Origin of the sequence: uncultured Desulfosarcina sp. (assembly GCF_963664155.2) — a bacterium.
Taxonomy (GTDB): domain Bacteria; phylum Desulfobacterota; class Desulfobacteria; order Desulfobacterales; family Desulfosarcinaceae; genus Desulfosarcina.
Genome location: NZ_CAXXXH010000001.1, coordinates 5,122,377 through 5,141,657, shown reverse-complemented (window position 1 = coordinate 5,141,657; position 19,281 = coordinate 5,122,377). Strand labels below are relative to the sequence as shown.

The following is a 19,281-nucleotide window of genomic DNA, read 5'->3' as shown; positions in this document are numbered from 1 at the left end:
GGAGGAAAACGATGCCCTGGAATGAGAAGTTCGAATGCATGGCGGTGGAGCAGATTCATCAGTTTCAGGTGGAAAAGCTGCAGGAAACGCTTGAATGGGTGACCAAACGCGTTCCGTTTTACAAGAAAAAATTCAAGGAAGCCGGTATCAAGACCGCCGACATCAAGGGCATCGAGGACGTGGCCAAACTTCCTTTCACGGTAAAAAATGATCTGCGGGACAATTACCCCTTCGGCCTGTGCGCCGTTCCCTTAAAGGACGTGATGCGCGTTCACGCCTCGTCCGGAACCACGGGCAAACCCATCACCGGCCCATATACCGCCGACGACCTGGTACAGTGGGGCGAGTGCATGGCGCGCAACTTTCATGCTGCCGGGGTCCGCCCCGGGCACGTGGTTCAAAACGCCTACGGCTACGGCCTGTTCACGGGCGGCCTGGGATTTCACCAGGGCGCCACGACCATGGGCTGTACGGTTGTGCCCACCAGTTCCGGGCTGACCGAACGCCAGATCACCCTGTTAAAAGATTTCGGGACCAACGTGCTGTGCTGCACGCCATCCTATGCCCTGACCATTGCCGAACGGGCAGAGGAACTCAAGGTGGATCTGAAAAAACTGCCGCTCTCCATCGGCATTTTCGGCGCCGAACCCTGGACCGCCGGCATGCGTGAGGAGATCGAGGCGCGCATGGGAATCAAGGCCATGGAGGCCTATGGTCTTACCGAACTGGGCGGCCCCGGTGTAGGCTTCGACTGCGAGGCCCAGAGCGGTATCCACATCAACGAGGACTACTACCTGGCCGAAGTGGTCGACCCCATCACCCTGGAACCGGTTCCGCTGGGTGAAAAGGGCGAGTTGATCTTCACATCCCTTCAGCGTCGGGCCATGCCCATGATCCGTTACCGCACCAAAGACATCACCCGCCTGTACCGCGAAAAATGCGTTTGCGGCAGAACCTTCGTCAAGATGGATAAAATTTTTGGTCGAACCGACGACATGCTGATCATCAGCGGTGTCAATGTCTTTCCCTCACAAATCGAGTCCCTGCTGCTGGATATCGAGGAAGTGGAGCCTCAGTACCGCATGCTGGTCCGAAAAAAAGGTTATCTGGATCAACTGGTAGTGCAGGTGGAGGCGAAACAGGACGTTTACGCGGCCGGTGACCGTAAGAAATTTGAAGTGGAGGCCAAAATCATGGCCCACATCCGCGGTCACATGGGGATCAGCGTGGAGGTCAACCTCGTGGAGCCCAAGTTCATTGCACGAAGCGAGGGCAAGGCCCTTCGCGTGGTTGATGAACGGCCCAAACAGTTCCGGTGATCGTAAAAGATCCGACACCAGGATAGAGATGAGAAGTTGGCAGCCTGCTAACCTGCCGATGGACCCTGTGCCGCGACGGAAAACGGTTCAGATTTCCCTGTGCGCTGAACATCTGACAGCTTCTCAGAAAATAGAACATGCATCGGCAGGCTGATTTGACACGAACAGCCCATGGCCTCGGATAAATAAGCCGAACAACCACCAGAACGACGGGAGGTGCAACCATGACAGACAAACAACCCTTTGTCCCCAAAACCTTTGCCGTCATTGGTGCAGGTCCCGTAGGCTGTATCGTGTCCGCATTTCTGGCCAAGGGAGGCTATGACGTGATCCTGTGCGATGTCGTCCCTGACCTTCTCGAACCTGCCTTGAAGCGGGGAATCATTATCGAAGGTGCCGAGAACCTGACCCAGACGGTCAGTCACACCTGCACCAGCATCGACTCCCTGCCCGACTACAAGCCCGATGTTATTTTCGTCACCGTCAAAGCCAATGCCCTGCCGCTTATCGCGTCGGCCATCGAGGGGTTCCACAAAAAGGGCCTCTATGTGGTGAGCTGGCAGAACGGCATCGACACCGAACTGGTACTGGCCAATAGCTTAGGCAAGGAACCGGTGATGCGGGCGGTGGTCAACTACGGCTGCGGCCTCCTGGAGCCGGCCCATGTTACGATCCCCTTTCACCACCCGCCCCACTTTATTCAGGAACTGGACCCGGACGCCAAATTCGCCGCCGATGCCATTGCCGATACGCTGACCACCTGCGGCCTGCCCACCCGCCATACCGAAGACATCGTTGCCATGGTATGGCGCAAAGGGGTGCTCAACGCCTGCATGAACCCGGTGTGCGCCGTCACCGGACTGACCATGTCCCAGGCCATGAACGACCCGATCATTTTCAACCTCGTAGACTCTCTGGTTAAAGAGTGCGTCAAGGTCGCCCGTGCCAACGAAATCCTGCTGGGCTGGGAGTACTACCCCAACGCCATCGAATACATGCGCAGCGCCGGCAACCACAAGCCGTCAATGCTCATGGACATCGAAAATGGCCGACGCACGGAAATCGACTACATCAATGGCAAGTTCGTAGAATACGGCCGGCGGGCCGGCATTGAGACTCCCTATAACATTACCCTGCAAAGCCTGGTGAAGGGGTTGGAGTCCAGGCTTTGAAAGAACCGGGGATGAAGGGATTCAGGTAACGAGCGGACCATGACGACATCCAGCCAGACAACTTCTCAGAACCTCTACCCACCCTGCTTCGCCGGGGCCGACGTGGGGGCATCCCGAACGAAAGTAGCGGTGATCGATGCCGACGGCTATATGCTCGGTTATTGTGTGGATCGTTCAGGAACGGATTTTTCGGCCACTGCCGATCGATGCCTGACCGAGGCATTGGCCATGGCCGATATTAAGAAAGATCGCATTGCACGTACGATATCCACCGGGTACGGCCGAAAGAATGTCTCCTACGCCCAGGACTACCGCACCGAAATCAGCTGCCACGGCAAAGGGTGCTTCCACTATTTTCCCTTTGCGATCACCATTATCGATATCGGCGGTCAGGACAACAAGATCATCAAACTGGATGAAAACGGCAAGCGGACGTCCTTTAAGATGAATCGCAAGTGCGCCGCCGGCACCGGCGCGTTCCTGGAGGAGATGTCCCCCCGCCTGGACATTCCCCTGACTGAAATGAACGGCCTTGCCGCGGCATCCACAAACATGGTCAAGCTGGGCAGCTTCTGCACGGTTTTTTCCGCCACCGAGGTGTTGGAAAACATCCGTCGGGGAAAACGGGTGGAAGACATCGTCAAGGGACTGTTCTTCTCGGTCATTTCAAGAATCAGGGAGATGGACGCCTTCACCGAAAAGGTGGTGATGACCGGCGGGGTCGTAGCCCATAACCCCTACCTGGTGGAAATGACCCAGGAGCTGATCAGCCGCCCCATTCTGGTTCCTGACCTGCCCCAGTTCACCGGCGCTTTAGGCGCGGCGCTATATGCAAGAGAAACATTTGAGAATTGAGGAATTAGGAATGCTGGGATTAGGGAATTGTTTTATCACTGTTACGGTATACTAATGAACCCGCGTCGTCATGCCGGACTCGATCCGGCATTCAGTCAATTTCTGGACAGCGCTAAAGCTTCATTCGTGCCCGGCTTTCGCCGGAATGACCGCTTTGGAAGGTTTCAATGCCGGCTTAATCGTTTGCCCATCAAATCCTAAATCCCTCAATTCCCAATTTTCAATTCATTCACCGGAGGTGAATCTATGTCCGAAGAGAAAAAGATCAAACTGAAACGGCTGGAATCGTCCAAGGTACTGGGCAAGTTCATGGCCGACTACTACTACGAGCTGGACAACGCCGCCAAGACCGGTGAAAAGAAAATTGCCTGGTGCACCAGTGTGGGTCCGGCGGAAATCCTGAGAGCCATGGGTTTTCTGGTCTATTTTCCCGAGACTCACTCGGCCATGCTGGGATCCTCGCGCATGGCCACGGAGCTGATTCCAAAAGCCAACGCCGTGGGCTATTCACCGGATATCTGCTCCTACCTCACCGCGGACATCGGCGCCTACCTGGGAAAGGTATCGCCCCTGGCCAAGATCTTCGAAGGCATCCAGGGGCCACCGAAACCGGACGTCCTGGTGTTCAACACCAATCAGTGCCGCGACGTGCAGGACTGGTTTAACTTCTACGGCGAGGAGTACGACGTGCCGGTGGTGGGTGTCCACTCCTATGTGGGTGTCCAGGAGGTGGAAGCGTCCCACGTAAAATCCATTGCCGCACAGATGGAAGCGTTGATCCCGCCGCTCGAACGCATCGTTGGCAACACGTTCGATATGGACCGACTCAAGGAAGCCGTGGCCCTGTCGCGGGAATGCTCGGATCTGTGGAAGCAGGTACTGGACACTGCCGCCGTTGTGCCCTCTCCCATCACCTTCTTCGACGGCACCACCCTCATGGGCGCTGCCGTGGTGGGCCGGGGAACCCAGCGGGCCAATGACTGCTATCGCACCCTGCTGGCGGAGCTGAATCAGCGCATTTCCGATAAGGAAGGGGCCGTTGAAGACGAACAGTTCCGGATTTACTGGGACGGCATGCCCGTTTGGGGCCGGCTGTCCGCCCACGCCAAGCTGTTCGCCTCCCTGAAAACCAATGTACTGGCCTCGACCTACTGCAACTCCTGGATCTTCTCCGCCCTGGACCCGGACGACCCTTTCAACTCTATGGCCCGGGCCTACACGGAACTGTTCATCGTGCGGGCCGACGCACCCAAGGAAGCCTACATCAAGGAGATGCTGAAATTCTTCAAGGTGGACGGTATCATCTACCACGATGCCAAAACCTGCCCCAACAACTCCAACTGCCGCTACGGCATGCCCCAGCGCATCGAACGGCAGTCCGGCATCCCCAGCCTGACCATCAACGGCGACCTGAACGACCTGCGTCTGATTTCCGACGAGCAAACCAAAACCAACGTGGAGGCCTTCATCGAGCAGCTGGCGGAAAACAAATGAGGATTTCGAATTTAGGAATTGGGGAATTGAGGAATTGGTGCTCACCCCTATAAAAGATTGAATTCCTTGAATCCTAAAATCCCTCAATCCCGTATTTGAGATCATAATCAGTATGAACGCGTTAGGGAAAAGGTGTAATTATGATGCTGGATAGCTTATTCAATCCTATCGGCGTAGCGGTCATCGGAGCGTCCGGAAAAACGCTTCACATCGGCAACCGGGTAATCAAGAACCTGCTGGATTTCGGCTACCAGGGGGGAATCTACCCCATCAACCCCAAGGCAGATGAAATCCGCGGGATCAAGGCTTATAAATCCATTCTCGACGTTCCCGGGCAGGTGGACGTAGCCCACATGGTAATTCCGGCCAAGTTCGTGCCCATGGCCGTGGAAGACTGCGGCAAAAAGGGCGTGAAACACATCATCATCAACTCCGGCGGGTTTTCCGAGACCGGCCCCGAAGGGGCCGAAATCGAGAAAGCCTTTCTGGAAAAGGCCAAGGCGTATGGCATCCGCATCTTCGGTCCCAACTGCCAGGGTATCATCAATTCAGACCCGGCCGTGCGCGCCTACTGCAACTTCACGTTCACCTTCCCCGAAGCCGGGCACATCTCCATCGTGGCCCTGTCCGGCGGGGTGGCCGAGGTGATCCACCAGGGATTCTCCGCCATGGATGTGGGCACTCGCATCTATGCTTCCAACGGCAACGCCTGCGATATCTCAATTCCGGAGATCATCCGCTACCTGGCCGACGACGACGGCACCCGGGTCATCGTCACCTATGTGGAGGGGCTCAGGAATCCGATGGACTTTCTCCAAGCGGCCCGGGAAGCCACTGCTAAAAAACCGGTGCTGGCCATGAAGGCCGGTCGAACCATGGAAGGTGCCAAGGCGGCCGCTTCCCACACCGGCGGTCTGGCCAGGGAAGACCTGGCCACCGACCTGATCTTCAAAAAGGCCGGCATCGTCGATTTCAGGGATGAAGGGCACCTGATCAACGCGGCCGTGGCTTTCGGTTCACAGCCGGTTCCCGGGGGCAACCGGGTGGGCATCATCACCAACACCGGCGGACCGGCGGTGATCGCCACCGACATCCTCGTGGATGCCGGCCTGACCCTGCCTCCGCTCTCCGAGAAAACCAAAGCCGTTCTCACGGAGAAGCTTTATCCCGAAGCATCGGTCAGCAACCCGGTGGATGTGCTGGCCACGGGTAACGCCGAACATTACCTGGCCTGTCTTGAGGCCATGATGGCCGACGACAGTTTCGACTGCATCCTCGTTCACTTTGTCACGCCCTTTTTCGTGGATACGGAAAACATCGCCACCGCCATCGCCCAGGTAAACCTGCAGCAGATCAAGCCCATGGTCTGCAACCTGATGACCGACCGGCGCCAGTGGGCCGAAACCGAAGCCATCCTCAAGGCGGGCGGTGTGCCCTGCTTTGCCCTGCCCAGCGATGCCGCCCGGGCCCTGAGCGCCCTGGTGCGCTACCGCAACATCCTGGATCGCCCACCCGGCCGGGTTCGCACCTACAGCGATGTGGATACCGATAGCACCAAGGCCGTTTTCGCCAGTGCCGTGGGCCGGTCGATGCTGGCTGCCGATCAGGTTTACGAAATCCTCGAAGCCTATGGCATCGATGTGCCCGAGTGGCGCATGGCCGACGATATCGATGGCACCGTGGCCGCTGCCGAGGCCATCGGCTTTCCGGTTGTCGTCAAGGCCGATGCCGGTTCCGTGGTCCACAAGAGCGACATGGGCGGCGTAGCCGTGAACCTGACCGACGCCGATGCGGTGAAAAATGCCGCCAGGAAGATGAAAGAACGAATCGACGCCGCGGACCTGCGCTTTTTCGTCCAGCAATTTGTGCCCGGTGGCCGGGAAATCATACTGGGCGCCAAGGCCGAGCCCGGAGTGGGGCATCTGATCATGTTCGGTCTTGGCGGCATCTTCGTTGATGTGATCAAGGACGTGGTATTCAACCTCACCCCGGTGACCGATGACGAAGCCCGGGAAATGGTGGACGGCATCCGGGCATCCGCCCTGCTCGACGGGGTGCGCGGTGAAAAGCCGGTGGACAAAACCGCGCTGGTCGATCTGATTCAGCGACTGTCCAAACTGGTAACCGACTTTCCGCAGATCAAAGAGCTGGACCTGAATCCGGTCATGGCCTTCGAAAAAGGCGCCGTGGCGGTGGATGCGCGTATTGCCCTGTGAAGGGTTGGTTTGATTAGTTGCTTGGTTTGATTGGTTAGTTGGAAAAAGAAAGGCGGCTTTTACCCCACCCTAAACGCCTTCAGCCTTATACCTATCTACCTAAGGAGAGGAACGACCCATGGCCCATTGGATGAACCTGGGACAGCAACTCAAGATGAACGCCAAGAAGTATCCTCAGACCGTGGCCCTGTGTGACGCCCGTCGACGGTTCACCTATCCCCAGGTCAATCGCCGGGTCAATTGCCTGGCCCACCGCCTCATGGAGATGGGCCTGAAAAAAGGCGACAAACTGGCCGTGCTAATGGAAAACAGCATCGAGATCGTCGAACTCTATCTGGCCACGGCCAAAACCGGCATCGTCATCGTGCCGGTTAATTTCCGTCTCGTGGGACCTGAGGTGGCCTACATCGTAGATAATGCCGACGCCAATGCCATGGCCGTGCATCACGAATTTACCCCCTGCGTGGACGCCATCAAGGGCCGGCTGAAACAAATCCCGCCGGAGAATTACATCGTCGTTGACCGGGCCAAAGCGGGATACCGTGAATACGAATCGCTGATGGACGGTGCACCGGACCATGAACCGGACGTCCAGGTCGCCCCGTCGGACACCTGGATTCTGATCTATACCTCCGGCACCACCGGAAAGCCCAAAGGAGTGGTTCGCTCCCATGAATCCCACATCGCCTTCTACCTGATCAACGCCGTGGACTTCGGGTTCGACCCGCACGACGTGTGCATGAACGTCATGCCCCTGTGCCACATCAACTCCACCTTCTTTACCTTCACTTTCACCTATATCGGCGCCACGGTATACATTCACCCGGCCCGGTCCTTCCGGCCCGAAGAGATTCTGGAGATCGTGGAACGGGAAAAGATCACCTTTATTTCCCTGATCCCCACTCACTACAACCTGATCCTCAACACCTCCGACCAAGGCAGGCAACGGGACACCCGGTCCATCAAAAAACTGCTTTGCAGCAGCGCACCGGTAAGGAAAACCATGAAGACCACCATCATGGAATTTTTTCCCGGCGTTCAGCTCTACGAGGGCTATGGCTCAACCGAAGCAGGCATCGTCACCGTGCTGCGGCCCGAAGACCAGATGCGCAAGCTGGGCTCCATCGGGTTGGAAAGCCTGGGCACCGACCGGATCAAGATTCTTGATTCGCAAGGCAAGGAAGTGCCGCCGTGCGAGGTGGGTGAGCTCTATTCCAAGGGTCCGATGCTATTTGACGAGTACTACAAGCTGCCCGAAAAAACCGCCGCCGCATTCAAGGATGGCTGGTTTTCCGCCGGTGACATGGCCCGGATGGACGAAGACGGCTTTTACCAGATCGTGGACCGCAAGGACAATATGATCATCACCGGCGGAGAGCACGTCTATCCCAGCGAGGTGGAAGAAACCATCGGCAGCCATCCGGATGTGTTCGACGTGGCGGCCATCAGTCTGCCGGACGACAAGTGGGGGGAAAAGGTCGCCGCGGTAGTAATTCCCAGGCAAGGTTCGGATCTAACCGAAGCGATAATTTTAAACTGGTGCCGTGACCGGATGGCCGGCTACAAGCGTCCCAAGCAGGTAATTTTCATCAGGCAGGACCAGATGCCCCGCACCGCCACGGGCAAGATTCTTCATCGGATTCTGCGGGAACAATACGCCGACGGCGAACCGGTGTTCCCGGAAACCGACAGCTGTCCGGCACCGGAGAAATGATTTCGGAATTGGAGATTTAGGGATTCAGGAATTGTTGAAGCGGCTTCCAGCCGCGATCATGATAGGGTTGCCACCAAGAGTTTAAGAAATGAACTGTGTTCGTCCAGAAATGGTAGTTTGGGGTTCAGATCAAGGCCGCAGCTTTATTGAAACCGGAGGCGTTGCGGCGCTACGTCTAGGATAGCGCTAAAGCTTCACTAGGTGCTCAATAAGGCGTGAACGCTGAGTTGGACTGCAAGATGCCGTTTCTTGACGGATACGCCAGAAACGAGGAGGTTGTCTACATGCTGAGCAAAGCGTTCATCCCCTACAAGGGTTACTACTCGACCCCGTTCTGCCGCTGGCAGGGGGCCATGGCCAACGAGAATTCCATCGTGCTGGGCGCAAAGACCGCCGCCCGATGGATCGCCGACAAGAGCTGGGACCCGGGCATCTTTGATTACCTGGTCTTCGGAAATACCATCAGCCAGCTGCACCAGTTCTACAGCGCGCCTTACGCCGCCGCCCTGATGGGATGTGGCGGCATCCCCGGCATCGCCATCAGCCAGGCCTGCACCACCGGCACCACCTGCATCTTTCAGGCGGCCACATTCGTCGAGACAGGTATGGCTGAAAACGCCTTTGTCCTCACCACCGACCGCACCTCCAACGGACCTCATACCATCTGGCCCAACCCCAACGGCCCCGGCGGCGAAGTGATCAGCGAAAACTGGCTCATGGACAACTTCAATGCCGATCCCAATGTGGGCCTGCGCATGGTGGAGACGGCGGAGAACGTTGCCAGGGAGGAAGGCATCTCCAAGGAGGAATGCGACCACCTTGCCCTGCGCCGTTATGAGCAGTATCAGATGGCCCTGGCCGATGACCGGGCCTTCCAAAAACGGTACATGTTCGCCGCCGAAATCCAGATCTCCCGGAAGAAAAGCATACTGGTGGAAGAAGACGAAGGCATCATGCCCACCACCGCCGAAGGACTGGCCAAACTTAAACCTTTAGTACCCGGCGGCGTCTTGAGCTTCGGCGCCCAGACCCACCCGGCCGACGGCAACGCCTCTATGGTGGTCACCACGAAAGAGAAGGCCGCTCAATTGAGCGCAGACCCATCTATCCCCATCCAGGTGACCGCCTACGGTTTTGCAAGGGAAAAGAAAGGCTACATGGCCGCCGCCCCGGTGCCGGCGGCCCGCATGGCCCTGAAAAAAGCGGGACTGTCCATCGGCGACATCAAGGTGATCAAGACCCACAACCCCTTTGTGGTCAACGACATCAATTTTGCCAAAAAGATGGAGATCGACGTCGACAGCTTCAACAATTACGGCTCCTCAGTAATCTATGGCCACCCCCAGGGGTCCACGGCCACCCGGTTGATCATGGAAGGCATCGAAGAGACGGTCATGCAAGGCGGCGGGTACCTGCTGTGGACGGGCTGTGCCGCCGGCGACTGCGGCGCCTCGCTGATACTTAAAATCGGTTAAACCCATCCCCCCTGCCATGGGGGGAAAAAAAGCGGACCGGGAGGTTGCACGCCCGGCCCGCTTTTTTGTGGAGGCTTGCCGATTCTTCCACTGAACCAAGGAGAACACCGGATATATGCCAATTTTGCAGTATTGCGTTCACCCGTCAGATAGGCTACATATAATAATTATAGTCCTTCCAGCCGTTCAGGCATCTCAATGATAGTGGTCCAGTATTGATGTGATCGGGTGCTTTTGCGGCCATGCGGCCCCTTCCGGGAACGATTTCCTGTTCGCGTCGGCCCTTGCAATGACTGTTGAACAGAGAGAGCCAGATATGAAGAAACGCTATCTGCTTTGCCCTCAGTGTGGAACCCACCGGTTTTTCGTAAAAGATGAAAACGGCGAAAATGTATACTTTCATGTGGATTGGGACAATGTACCCTTCCCCACGGAGGCCTCGGACGCCGACCTGTCCAATAAAGATTTTTCCGTTGTGCACAGCACGGGGTGTTCATGGAAAGGCGGCATCAAAGGGTTGGTGAAATACCTGCGGTAGGAGGTCCTTTCTTGCCGCGGGGGAGCAAACAGGAGCCATTTATTAAGAGTGATTGACTTGTCATCGATTTCGACCGATGATTGAGTCAAACGACCGCCAGTTTGTTTTTACCTGTCAACCTGAAGCTGAGTGAGAGCAGCGAGAACTTCCATAATTATTTCCAGGGAGAGGCGCCATGAAGAAGCTGGTCGAGGAAATTGCAAAGGCACTTGTTGACCTTCCGGAACAGGTATCGGTAAATGAAATTGAGAGCCAGCAGAGCATCGTCGTCGAGCTGGCCGTGGCCAAACAGGACCTGGGGAAAATCATCGGGAAAAAAGGCCAGAATGTGCAGGCCATCCGAACCATTCTGAACGCCGCCTCGGGAAAAAGCAAAAAACGCATCATCCTGGAGTTGTTGGAATAGATATCCAGACCTTTGGAAATCCACCATCCAAGGCGTATTCTCCCGGGAGTTCAAATTAAAGTACACATTTATTTTGAAAACCGGGCATGTGGAATATTGGGTCATCTGCATAGCCGCACAGACCGGGGAACACGTTCCTGCCTTACATTGCTGCGGACAACCAACCAGGTCAACGCCACGCCATCGCTTTCATAACATTCTCGAATCATGGACATCATCGGGACTTCATGGTATGGACGTATTTCCGTTTCAGCATTGCGGTCACACACAATCCCAACGTTCAGTCGGACCATGCCTAAACACGAAAGCGATTCATGCCTTACTCATTCAAGCAACGCGCAAAAACAGCCGCCATAAGCTTCTTAGCCACCTGGTTTGCCCGCCTGTGGTTTGCTACCGTAAGAATTTCTATTGTCAACGGGGACGTTTATGACCGGCACTTCCGGCAGATCGGAATACCCCACCATGTGGTCGGCGCCTCCTGGCACCGTAATGCCATCTTTCTGTTCTACTTCTTCCGGAATTTAGGGGATCGGTTGATCATGATCAGCCGCAGTCTCGACGGAGAGATCGCCGCCGGTGTGGCCAGACGATTCGGATACACCCCGGTCCGCGGCTCCTCTTCACGGGGGGGCAGCGAAGCCTTGCAGCAGATGATCGATGTCATGAATGGCGGGCAGAAAAAATACCTGTGCGGCACCGCCGTTGACGGCCCCCGTGGCCCGGCTCGCAAATTAAAGAAGGGCATGGTGGCCGTCGCCATGCAAACTGGGGCACTGTTTGTACCGATGGCCTGTTCCGGCAACCGCCTCATCACCTTTCCCAGGGCCTGGGACAAAACCATTATTCCGAAACCATTCAGCCGGATGACCATCGCTTTCGGCGAACCTGTCGCCATCCCGGCCGGACTTCTCGGGCACGACCTGGACACGCTCTGCCGGAAACTGGAGGATGACCTGAACCGCCTGACCGATACGGTGGACCAAAAGTGCGGCTACCTGGAGGCGGGAATGCGTCGATCAGGGCAATGATCATTGGATCGAAACCCTCTGCCATCAGGTCATGGGCAGCATCGCCGAGGTGATACCGGTTTTACCCGTTTCTCTGGTCTCTGCTGTCTTCCTGGATGCACCGGCCATCGATTTGGACATCCTTCAGGTTGAGCAGCGGGCGACCCTGCTGATCGACAAACTTCAGAAAAACCACGCACCGGTACTCGAAACCCCGCGCAGCACCCGCATGGCGGCCATTGCCGACGCCGTCGACCAGATGCGTCCGCGCGGGATGATTGCCCATTCCGACGGCAGATTCATGGCCGTGGCAAAGGAAACACCGCTGCTGAAATACTATGCCAATGCCATCGCCCACTGGCTGCCGGATTATAAACGGGAGTAACCTTCGATGATTTCAGAAAACGTACGCATCCATCTTGGCAACCAGGAGCATGTCTCAGCCATTATAGCAGGCCCGGATAATCCATCCCAGACAAATGGAGCAGGATTAATTATTGCCCATGGCGCCGGCAACGATATGAGCAACCCCTTGATCGTTGCCGTTGCCGACGGCCTGGCCATTGCCGCCTGCGTCACCTTGCGGTTTAATTTTCCCTACAAGGAAAAGGGCAAAAAATCACCCGATTCCCAGGAAAAGCTGATCCATACCTGGCAGTGTGCTTACGAATACATGAAGACCAATCAAAAATTCCCGGTCGCACGAATCATCGCCGTCGGCAAATCCATGGGTGGCCGGGTGGCATCGCAGATGGTGGCCGAAGCCCAGATGGATGTGGCGGGCCTCATTTTTCTGGGCTATCCCCTGCACGCCCCGGGCAAAACGGACCAACTGCGCGATGCCCACCTCTACAGGATCAAGGTGCCGATGCTATTCTTTGCGGGTACCAAAGATCCGCTGTGCAATATGGACAAGCTGAAAACCGTAATGGATAACCTGCCATGCCCCCACGACTTGGAAATCATCGACGGCGGCAACCATTCGTTCAAGTTGCCACAGTCATCGTCACGTTCGGAAACCGACATGCACCGGAAAATTTTGGGAAAATGCGTGGCGTGGATTGGGCAGGCATAGATGGCGGGTTGCTTTTTTCACCACCGAAAAAAGGTATATAATTTTGAATTGGAAATTTTGAATTGTGAATTAAGGTTTTAAAATCGATTCATAATTAAAAATTCAAAACTAAAAATTCAACATTAAATGAGTCCTCTGCGACTCGAGCGCAGCGGGCGGTGAACGATATAATTAGAACCTATCACAAAAATCAGGATCAGGGTTCATGGCAAGGCACGAAAGGGCGCAAAAGCTCAGCATACATGCAGTATGTGAGCATTTTGCGCCCTTTCGTAACGCAGCCAGGGGCGCTTAGACTATTTTTGAGATGGGTTCTACCACAGCCACGTCATCCCGGCATACCTCACCATCAGGGCAATGGACAGTTTGGTCAGGCCGTGGATGAGGATGCAGACCCACAGGCTCCCGGTTTTTTGTACAGCCAGGTGGTAAAAAGAAAATAAAGGACGGCAGACAGATACTCATAGGTTTGATGGCCCGCGGTAAAGATGAGGGTTGCGCCAACCACGGCAAACGTGCTCAACGGCAGTGCCTTCAAAGCGGCAGGACGCTGCTCGAGCGTATCCAGAATCGATCCCACCAGGCCCTTTTCCCCCCGTTGCAACCCGGCCTGGTGCAACCACCCCATCACATAAACGCGCATGAACAGCTCTTCCAAAATCGCCACCAGAATCACCAAGTTGACCAGTCTCAGGCAAAAGTAGAGGGATGAAAAGGATTCCTGGGCACCGGTGGCCAGCAGCTTAAGCCCCTGAACCATAACCGCTGAAAGCACGGGCTCGGGTATAACTGGAAAGGGAGGACGTAAACCAGATAGGGCGACAGGTAAAACAACAGCAGCGCTTGAAAACGCTTGTGTTCGGGTAGCGGTTGATATGCGTTCGAAGAATTCTCAGCCATTGGCGGGGATAGTTTCCTGTTTTAAGGAATAATAGCGAGACCATAATAGAAATGTCCTCTTATCAACCGCTTTTTCCCCTAAAACACCTGACGGCACACATGGTGTCATTCCCGCTAAAACGCGAATCCACGTTGACATGATAGTATCATATGATACAATCGCTTTCATGAAAACCGAAATTCACAAATGCCGGGTAACGTCACTGATCATCACCCTGCTTACCGCCATCGCAGAAATTGTTGGTCAACTGGAGGGAGTCAAAATCCACAAACCCAATCCGGCACTTCGCCGCAAGCATCGAATCCAGACCATCCAATCGTCCCTGTCCATCGAAGGCAATTCATTGACCCGCGATCAGGTAACGGCTGTGTTTAATAAGAAGCGAGTAGTCGGCCCCCGTCAGGAAATCCTTGAAGTTCAAAATGCCATTCGTGCCTATCAGCAACTGAGCACATTCGGTCCCCTCTCAATCGATTCATTCCTCAAAGCGCATGGTATCCTCATGGAAGGTTTAATCCCTTCTGCAGGCGCAATACGTATGGAACCCATTGGGATGCTCCGGCCAGGGGATATCTTCCATAAAGCCCCACCCTGGAAACATGTCGATCCGATGATGCAAACCCTGTTTGCCTACCTGAAGACAACCGATGACCATTGGCTGTTAAAATCGTGCCGATTCCATTTCCAACTGGAACACATTCATCCGTTTGTGGACGGCAACGGTCGTATGGGGCGACTCTGGCAAACCCGCATCTTGATGGAATATTATCCCATTTTTGAATTCCTGCCGGTGGAGGATTTGATCAAAGAACGCCAAACCAACTATTACCGGGAGTTGGCCACCGGCGATGATACCGGTGACTGCACCGGGTTTGTCGTCTTAATGCTGACCCTGATCCGTGAATCATTAGCAGACCTAATGACCGCAACCCGATCGGTGACGTTCACCGCTAAAGATCGACTGGAATTGGCCGCACAGTCGTTTGGCGACAATTCCTTTTCCCGGAAAGACTACCAGGTGATTTTCAAGACCATCTCAACCGCAACAGCCAGCCGTGACCTGCAGCGGGGTGTGAAGATGAAAATTCTTGAGCAGAGTGGCGACAAACGGACGGCAAGGTACAGATTTAACGATGCGGGGATGAGCACATAGGTGAATGGGACACGGATGAACCAGGATTGATACGGACAAGGCCTGATGATGTTTATCAAATAAAAAATATGATTTAACACTCTGATATTATAATTTTTTCATTCAATACCCTAACCGGACAATGCTGATTATTGTTGATCCACACGGAGCTTTTAGCTATCAGCTGTCAGCTTTGAGCGGTCAACAGCCTTCTCCACCTGCTCCAGAAACAATTTTCTCGGAATTTCCCGGGCCCCAAAACGAATCAGATGATCGGTTCTCACCTGGCAATCGATGAGAGCGAACTTCAGGCGTTTGAGATTTTTTACAAGCGTGACGAAGGCCACCTTGGAAGCGTTGCTCACATGGCTGAACATGGATTCCCCGAAAAAGGTCCGGCCGATGGAAATACCGTAAAGCCCGCCGACGAGTTTATCGTCCTGCCAAGCTTCCGCCGAATGGGCATAGCCCTGCCGATGGAGTTCGCAGTATGCCGCTTTCATCTCATCAGTGATCCAGGTTCCTTCGCCATAGGACCGTTTGGTGTCGGCACAGGCCTGAATAACCGCGTCAAAGGCTTCGTCAAAAGTAATCTGAAATACATTTCTCTTGATGACCTTGCGGAGCGACTTGGAGATTCTCAGTTCATCAGGATAAAGAACCAGACGCGGGTCGGGCGACCACCAGAGGATGGGTTCGCCTTTTGAATACCATGGGAATATGCCGTTGCGATAGGCCAAAAGAATCCGCTCGGGGCTCAGGTCACCGCCGACGGCCAGCAGGCCTTCTTTTATAGCGAGATGCGGCGGGGGAAAGGAGAGCCGTTTGGAAAGGGTGAAGACGGGCATGGGTTTAGGCTGAAGGTCGCAGGCTTTCAGGCTGAAGGGTCTTTGTGATCATTGGTTTTTTGGTTTCAAGGCATGTGCCAATTCATAATTATGAATTCTCAATTTTTAATTGTGTAGCGGAAGCAGAAGCCAATGTCACAAAACCTGCACTTGTTCATTTTCAGCGCTTGATCTTATGGATTTTGAAACCCACCTCCCTTTAACAATTCAAAATTTAAAACTAAAAATTCAAAATTGATATGAGCCATTAGCTATCAGCCATGAGCTGTGAGCTATCAGCTATAATTGAACACCAGTTCCTCCCCCTTCATATCCAGCGCCACCCTGCCACCTTTCTCCAATTTGCCAAAGAGAATTTCATCCGCCAGGACATCCTTGATCTCGGTCTGGATGACACGGGCCAGGGGGCGGGCGCCGTATTGGGGGTCATGGCCTTTTTTGGCCAGCCATTTTCTCACGCTTTTCGAGTACCCCATGGAGACTTTTTTGACCGCCAGCTGGTCGGCGAACTCGTTCATGAATTTGTCGACGATCATGCCCATGATCTCACGGTCGAGGGCGTTGAAAGTGATGATGCCGTCCAGGCGGTTTCGAAATTCCGGGCTGAAAATTTTCTCGATGGCCTTTTTACCTTTGCCGGCGGAATCGCCTTTGGTGTCGCCGAAGCCGATGGTGGCGGAGCTCATCTCCCGCGAACCGGCGTTGGAGGTCATCATGACGATGACATTGCGAAAGTCGGCCTTCTTGCCGTTGTTGTCCGTCAGGGTGGCGTGGTCGAGCACCTGCAGCAAAATATTGAACAGGTCTTCGTGGGCTTTTTCGATTTCGTCCAGCAGCAGCACACAGTAGGGGTGCTTGCGGACGCCGTCGGTGAGCAGACCGCCCTGGTCGAACCCGATGTATCCGGGGGGCGCGCCGATCAGCCGGGCCACGGCATGTTTTTCCATGTACTCGCTCATGTCATAGCGCATGAATTCCACATCCAGCTGCCGGGCCACCTGCCGGGCCACTTCGGTCTTGCCGACACCGGTGGGGCCGGTGAACAGGAACGACCCCACGGGCTTTTCCGGTTGGCCCAAACCTGCCCGTGATCGCTTGATGGCGGTCACCAGGGCATCGATGGCATCGTCCTGGCCGAATACGACCTGACGCAGCTGGCCGCCCAGATTTTCCAGTTTGGCCTTGTCCGGCGTGGAGACGTTGACCGCTGGAATGCGGGCGATCTTGGACACGATCTTTTCGATGTCCGACGGGTGAATCCACTTACGGTGAGTTGCACCGGAGAGCCGGATGGCGGCACCGGCTTCATCGATGACGTCGATGGCCTTGTCCGGCAGGAATCGGTCGTTGATGTATTTGGCCGACAGCTCACAGGCCGCCTTGAGTGCCGCGTCCGTGTATTCAATCTCGTGGTGTTCCTCGTAGCGGGAGCGCAGCCCTTTGAGGATCTTGATGGACTCTTTGACCGGCGGTTCCATGATATCGATCTTTTCGAATCGTCTGGACAGGGCGCGGTCCTTTTCGAAATGGTTCTTGTATTCCTCATAGGTCGTGGAACCGATGCATCTCAGTTCACCGGTGGACAGGAATGGCTTCAATATATTGCTGGCATCCATGGAGCCGCTGCTGGTGGCCCCGGCCCCCACGATGGTGTGGATCTCGTCGATGAAAAGGATGGCGTTTTTGCGCTTTTTCAGTTCGGCCACCACCCCTTTTAGGCGCTGCTCGAAATCGCCCCTGAACTTCGAGCCGGCCAGCATGCCTCCCAGATCCAAGGAATAGATTCGCACCTCTTTGAGCAGGTCAGGCACCTCCCCGCCCCAGATCTTCTGGGCCAGCCCTTCAGCCATGGCCGTCTTTCCCACACCCGGGTCGCCAACGAAAATGGGGTTGTTTTTCCTGCGCCGGCAGAGCACCTGCATGGTGCGCTCCATTTCCAGTTCGCGGCCGATCAGGGGGTCCAGTTTGCCCTTGGCCGCCTGGTCGATAAGGTTCACCGTGTAGGCTTCCAGTGGGCTGGTCTTTTTCTTGATGGTTTTCTGCTCGGCCGGGGCGTCGATTTCAGGCGAATCCTCGGGCACGTCCGGGGTTATTTCATGGGAGATGTTCCGCAGCACATCCAGCCGGGAGATACCCTCTTCGTTCAAAAAATATACGGCGTGGGAGTCCTTCTCCATGAAAATGGAGGCCAGTATGTCGCTGACGGCCACCTCTTTTTTTTCGGCCGAGCGAACATGGTTGACAGCCCGCTGGATCACCCGCTGAAAACCAATCGTCTGCTGGAGCACGTACTCGCTTTCTTCAGGAAGCACCTGCATGTTATCATTGAAGAACATCTCCAGATTGGCTTTAATGTTTTCCACATTGCCGCCGCACTTTTCAACGATTTCGAGTCCTGAACTGTCATGCAATATGGCAAACAGCACATGCTCGACACTGACGTATTCATGCCGCCGTTTCTTGGCCTCGCGAACGGCGAAGCCTAACGTGGCGCTGAGTTCCTTACTGATCATAGTCTATTCCTGTTCCATGCTGCAGCGCAGCGGATAGCCGCTTTCACGGGCAAGATTGTGAACCGTATCGATCTTGGTTTCGGCAATTTCATGGGGGTAGCTCCCACAGACCCCCACGCCCTGGTGATGGACATTCAACATAATCTTTGCCGCCGATTCGGGTGACTTGCTAAACACGTACATCAGTATCTCGACGACAAACTCCATGGTGGTATAATCATCGTTATGCAGCAACACCCGGTACATGGGAGGTTCCCTGGTTTCATCCCGGGTTTCCGAACTGATTTGTTCTTCTATCTGAAAACGGTCACGGGCCATAGTCAATTGCGTTAATCAGGTTAGAAATAGCCCAAGACTGATCGCTCAGCCCTTGGCGTCCCCTCACAACAAACAGCAGAAAAAATACATACCAAACAAATATCTTATTCTACGGGCAACTCATTTCAAATGGTAATCATCCGTATCCATTAAGATTGATCGATGAGCGGCCGTCTGCATCCGTGCCATTGATTATAATCATCGCCAACAAGGATTGTAAAGTGGATTTCTTGACCGGGGAAGTCGCGGGAGGGTCGGGAATTCGTTCATTTTTTTCTATCGGAATCCTGTCGAT

17 protein-coding genes are annotated in these 19,281 nt (G+C 54.9%); 13 read left to right on the top strand and 4 right to left on the bottom strand.

Translation table 11 applies throughout. From position 1 onward, the window contains the following. Positions 1-11: 11 nt before the first annotated feature. The 12 genes from ACHZBS_RS23510 (at position 12) to ACHZBS_RS23455 (ending at position 13,274) form a co-directional block, all read left to right on the top strand. Positions 12-1,319 (top strand): phenylacetate--CoA ligase, encoded by a 1,308-nt coding sequence (locus tag ACHZBS_RS23510; protein WP_319408921.1) that lies wholly within the window; start codon positions 12-14, stop codon positions 1,317-1,319. A 224-nt stretch (positions 1,320-1,543) separates the two neighbouring features. Next, the gene (locus tag ACHZBS_RS23505; RefSeq protein WP_319408920.1) at positions 1,544-2,491 is read left to right on the top strand and encodes a 2-dehydropantoate 2-reductase; all 948 of its coding nucleotides are present in this window, start codon (positions 1,544-1,546) and stop codon (positions 2,489-2,491) included. Between the two features lie 39 nt (positions 2,492-2,530). After that, positions 2,531-3,346 carry an acyl-CoA dehydratase activase gene (locus ACHZBS_RS23500; protein WP_319408919.1) on the top strand — a complete coding sequence of 272 codons (816 nt, stop codon included), beginning with the start codon at positions 2,531-2,533 and terminating at the stop codon, positions 3,344-3,346. Between the two features lie 246 nt (positions 3,347-3,592). Further along, the gene (locus ACHZBS_RS23495; RefSeq protein WP_319408918.1) at positions 3,593-4,840 is read left to right on the top strand and encodes a 2-hydroxyacyl-CoA dehydratase family protein; all 1,248 of its coding nucleotides are present in this window, start codon (positions 3,593-3,595) and stop codon (positions 4,838-4,840) included. Between the two features lie 140 nt (positions 4,841-4,980). Then, positions 4,981-7,056, top strand: coding sequence for an acetate--CoA ligase family protein (locus ACHZBS_RS23490; protein ID WP_319408917.1), 2,076 nt, complete (start codon positions 4,981-4,983; stop codon positions 7,054-7,056). A 118-nt stretch (positions 7,057-7,174) separates the two neighbouring features. Beyond that, positions 7,175-8,770 carry an AMP-binding protein gene (locus tag ACHZBS_RS23485; protein WP_319408916.1) on the top strand — a complete coding sequence of 532 codons (1,596 nt, stop codon included), beginning with the start codon at positions 7,175-7,177 and terminating at the stop codon, positions 8,768-8,770. Positions 8,771-8,985: 215 nt separating this feature from the next. Next, positions 8,986-10,245 carry a thiolase family protein gene (locus ACHZBS_RS23480; protein WP_319408915.1) on the top strand — a complete coding sequence of 420 codons (1,260 nt, stop codon included), beginning with the start codon at positions 8,986-8,988 and terminating at the stop codon, positions 10,243-10,245. Positions 10,246-10,561: 316 nt separating this feature from the next. Beyond that, positions 10,562-10,783, top strand: a complete 222-nt coding sequence (locus ACHZBS_RS23475; RefSeq protein WP_319408914.1) for a hypothetical protein — start codon at positions 10,562-10,564, stop codon at positions 10,781-10,783. A 175-nt stretch (positions 10,784-10,958) separates the two neighbouring features. Next, positions 10,959-11,189, top strand: coding sequence for a KH domain-containing protein (locus ACHZBS_RS23470; protein ID WP_319408913.1), 231 nt, complete (start codon positions 10,959-10,961; stop codon positions 11,187-11,189). Positions 11,190-11,503: 314 nt separating this feature from the next. Then, on the top strand, positions 11,504-12,220 hold the full coding sequence (locus ACHZBS_RS23465; protein WP_319408912.1) for a lysophospholipid acyltransferase family protein: 717 nt from the start codon (positions 11,504-11,506) through the stop codon (positions 12,218-12,220). 31 nt (positions 12,221-12,251) lie between these two features. Then, on the top strand, positions 12,252-12,584 hold the full coding sequence (locus ACHZBS_RS23460) for a hypothetical protein (protein WP_324292413.1): 333 nt from the start codon (positions 12,252-12,254) through the stop codon (positions 12,582-12,584). Between the two features lie 6 nt (positions 12,585-12,590). Next, positions 12,591-13,274, top strand: a complete 684-nt coding sequence (locus ACHZBS_RS23455) for an alpha/beta family hydrolase (RefSeq protein ID WP_319408911.1) — start codon at positions 12,591-12,593, stop codon at positions 13,272-13,274. A gap of 370 nt (positions 13,275-13,644) precedes the next feature. Here ACHZBS_RS23455 and ACHZBS_RS23450 read toward each other — a convergent pair whose 3' ends face one another. Continuing rightward, positions 13,645-14,049 carry a type II CAAX prenyl endopeptidase Rce1 family protein gene (locus ACHZBS_RS23450; protein ID WP_319408910.1) on the bottom strand — a complete coding sequence of 135 codons (405 nt, stop codon included), beginning with the start codon at positions 14,047-14,049 and terminating at the stop codon, positions 13,645-13,647. Between the two features lie 292 nt (positions 14,050-14,341). Here ACHZBS_RS23450 and ACHZBS_RS23445 point away from each other — a divergent pair, with 292 nt between their 5' ends. Then, a complete protein-coding gene (locus tag ACHZBS_RS23445; protein WP_319408909.1) occupies positions 14,342-15,328 on the top strand; it encodes a Fic family protein in 987 nt (328 codons plus the stop codon). 152 nt (positions 15,329-15,480) lie between these two features. Here the strand turns inward: ACHZBS_RS23445 and aat are convergent, their stop codons facing one another. The 3 genes from aat to clpS all read right to left on the bottom strand — a co-directional run bounded on the left by aat (position 15,481) and on the right by clpS (position 18,986). Continuing rightward, on the bottom strand, positions 15,481-16,155 hold the full coding sequence (gene aat / locus ACHZBS_RS23440; RefSeq protein WP_319408908.1) for a leucyl/phenylalanyl-tRNA--protein transferase: 675 nt from the start codon (positions 16,153-16,155) through the stop codon (positions 15,481-15,483). A gap of 275 nt (positions 16,156-16,430) precedes the next feature. Then, positions 16,431-18,668, bottom strand: a complete 2,238-nt coding sequence (clpA, locus tag ACHZBS_RS23435) for an ATP-dependent Clp protease ATP-binding subunit ClpA (protein ID WP_319408907.1) — start codon at positions 18,666-18,668, stop codon at positions 16,431-16,433. A 3-nt stretch (positions 18,669-18,671) separates the two neighbouring features. Continuing rightward, complete coding sequence (gene clpS / locus ACHZBS_RS23430; protein ID WP_319408906.1) at positions 18,672-18,986, bottom strand: ATP-dependent Clp protease adapter ClpS; 315 nt, start codon at positions 18,984-18,986, stop codon at positions 18,672-18,674. Positions 18,987-19,281: the final 295 nt, after the last annotated feature.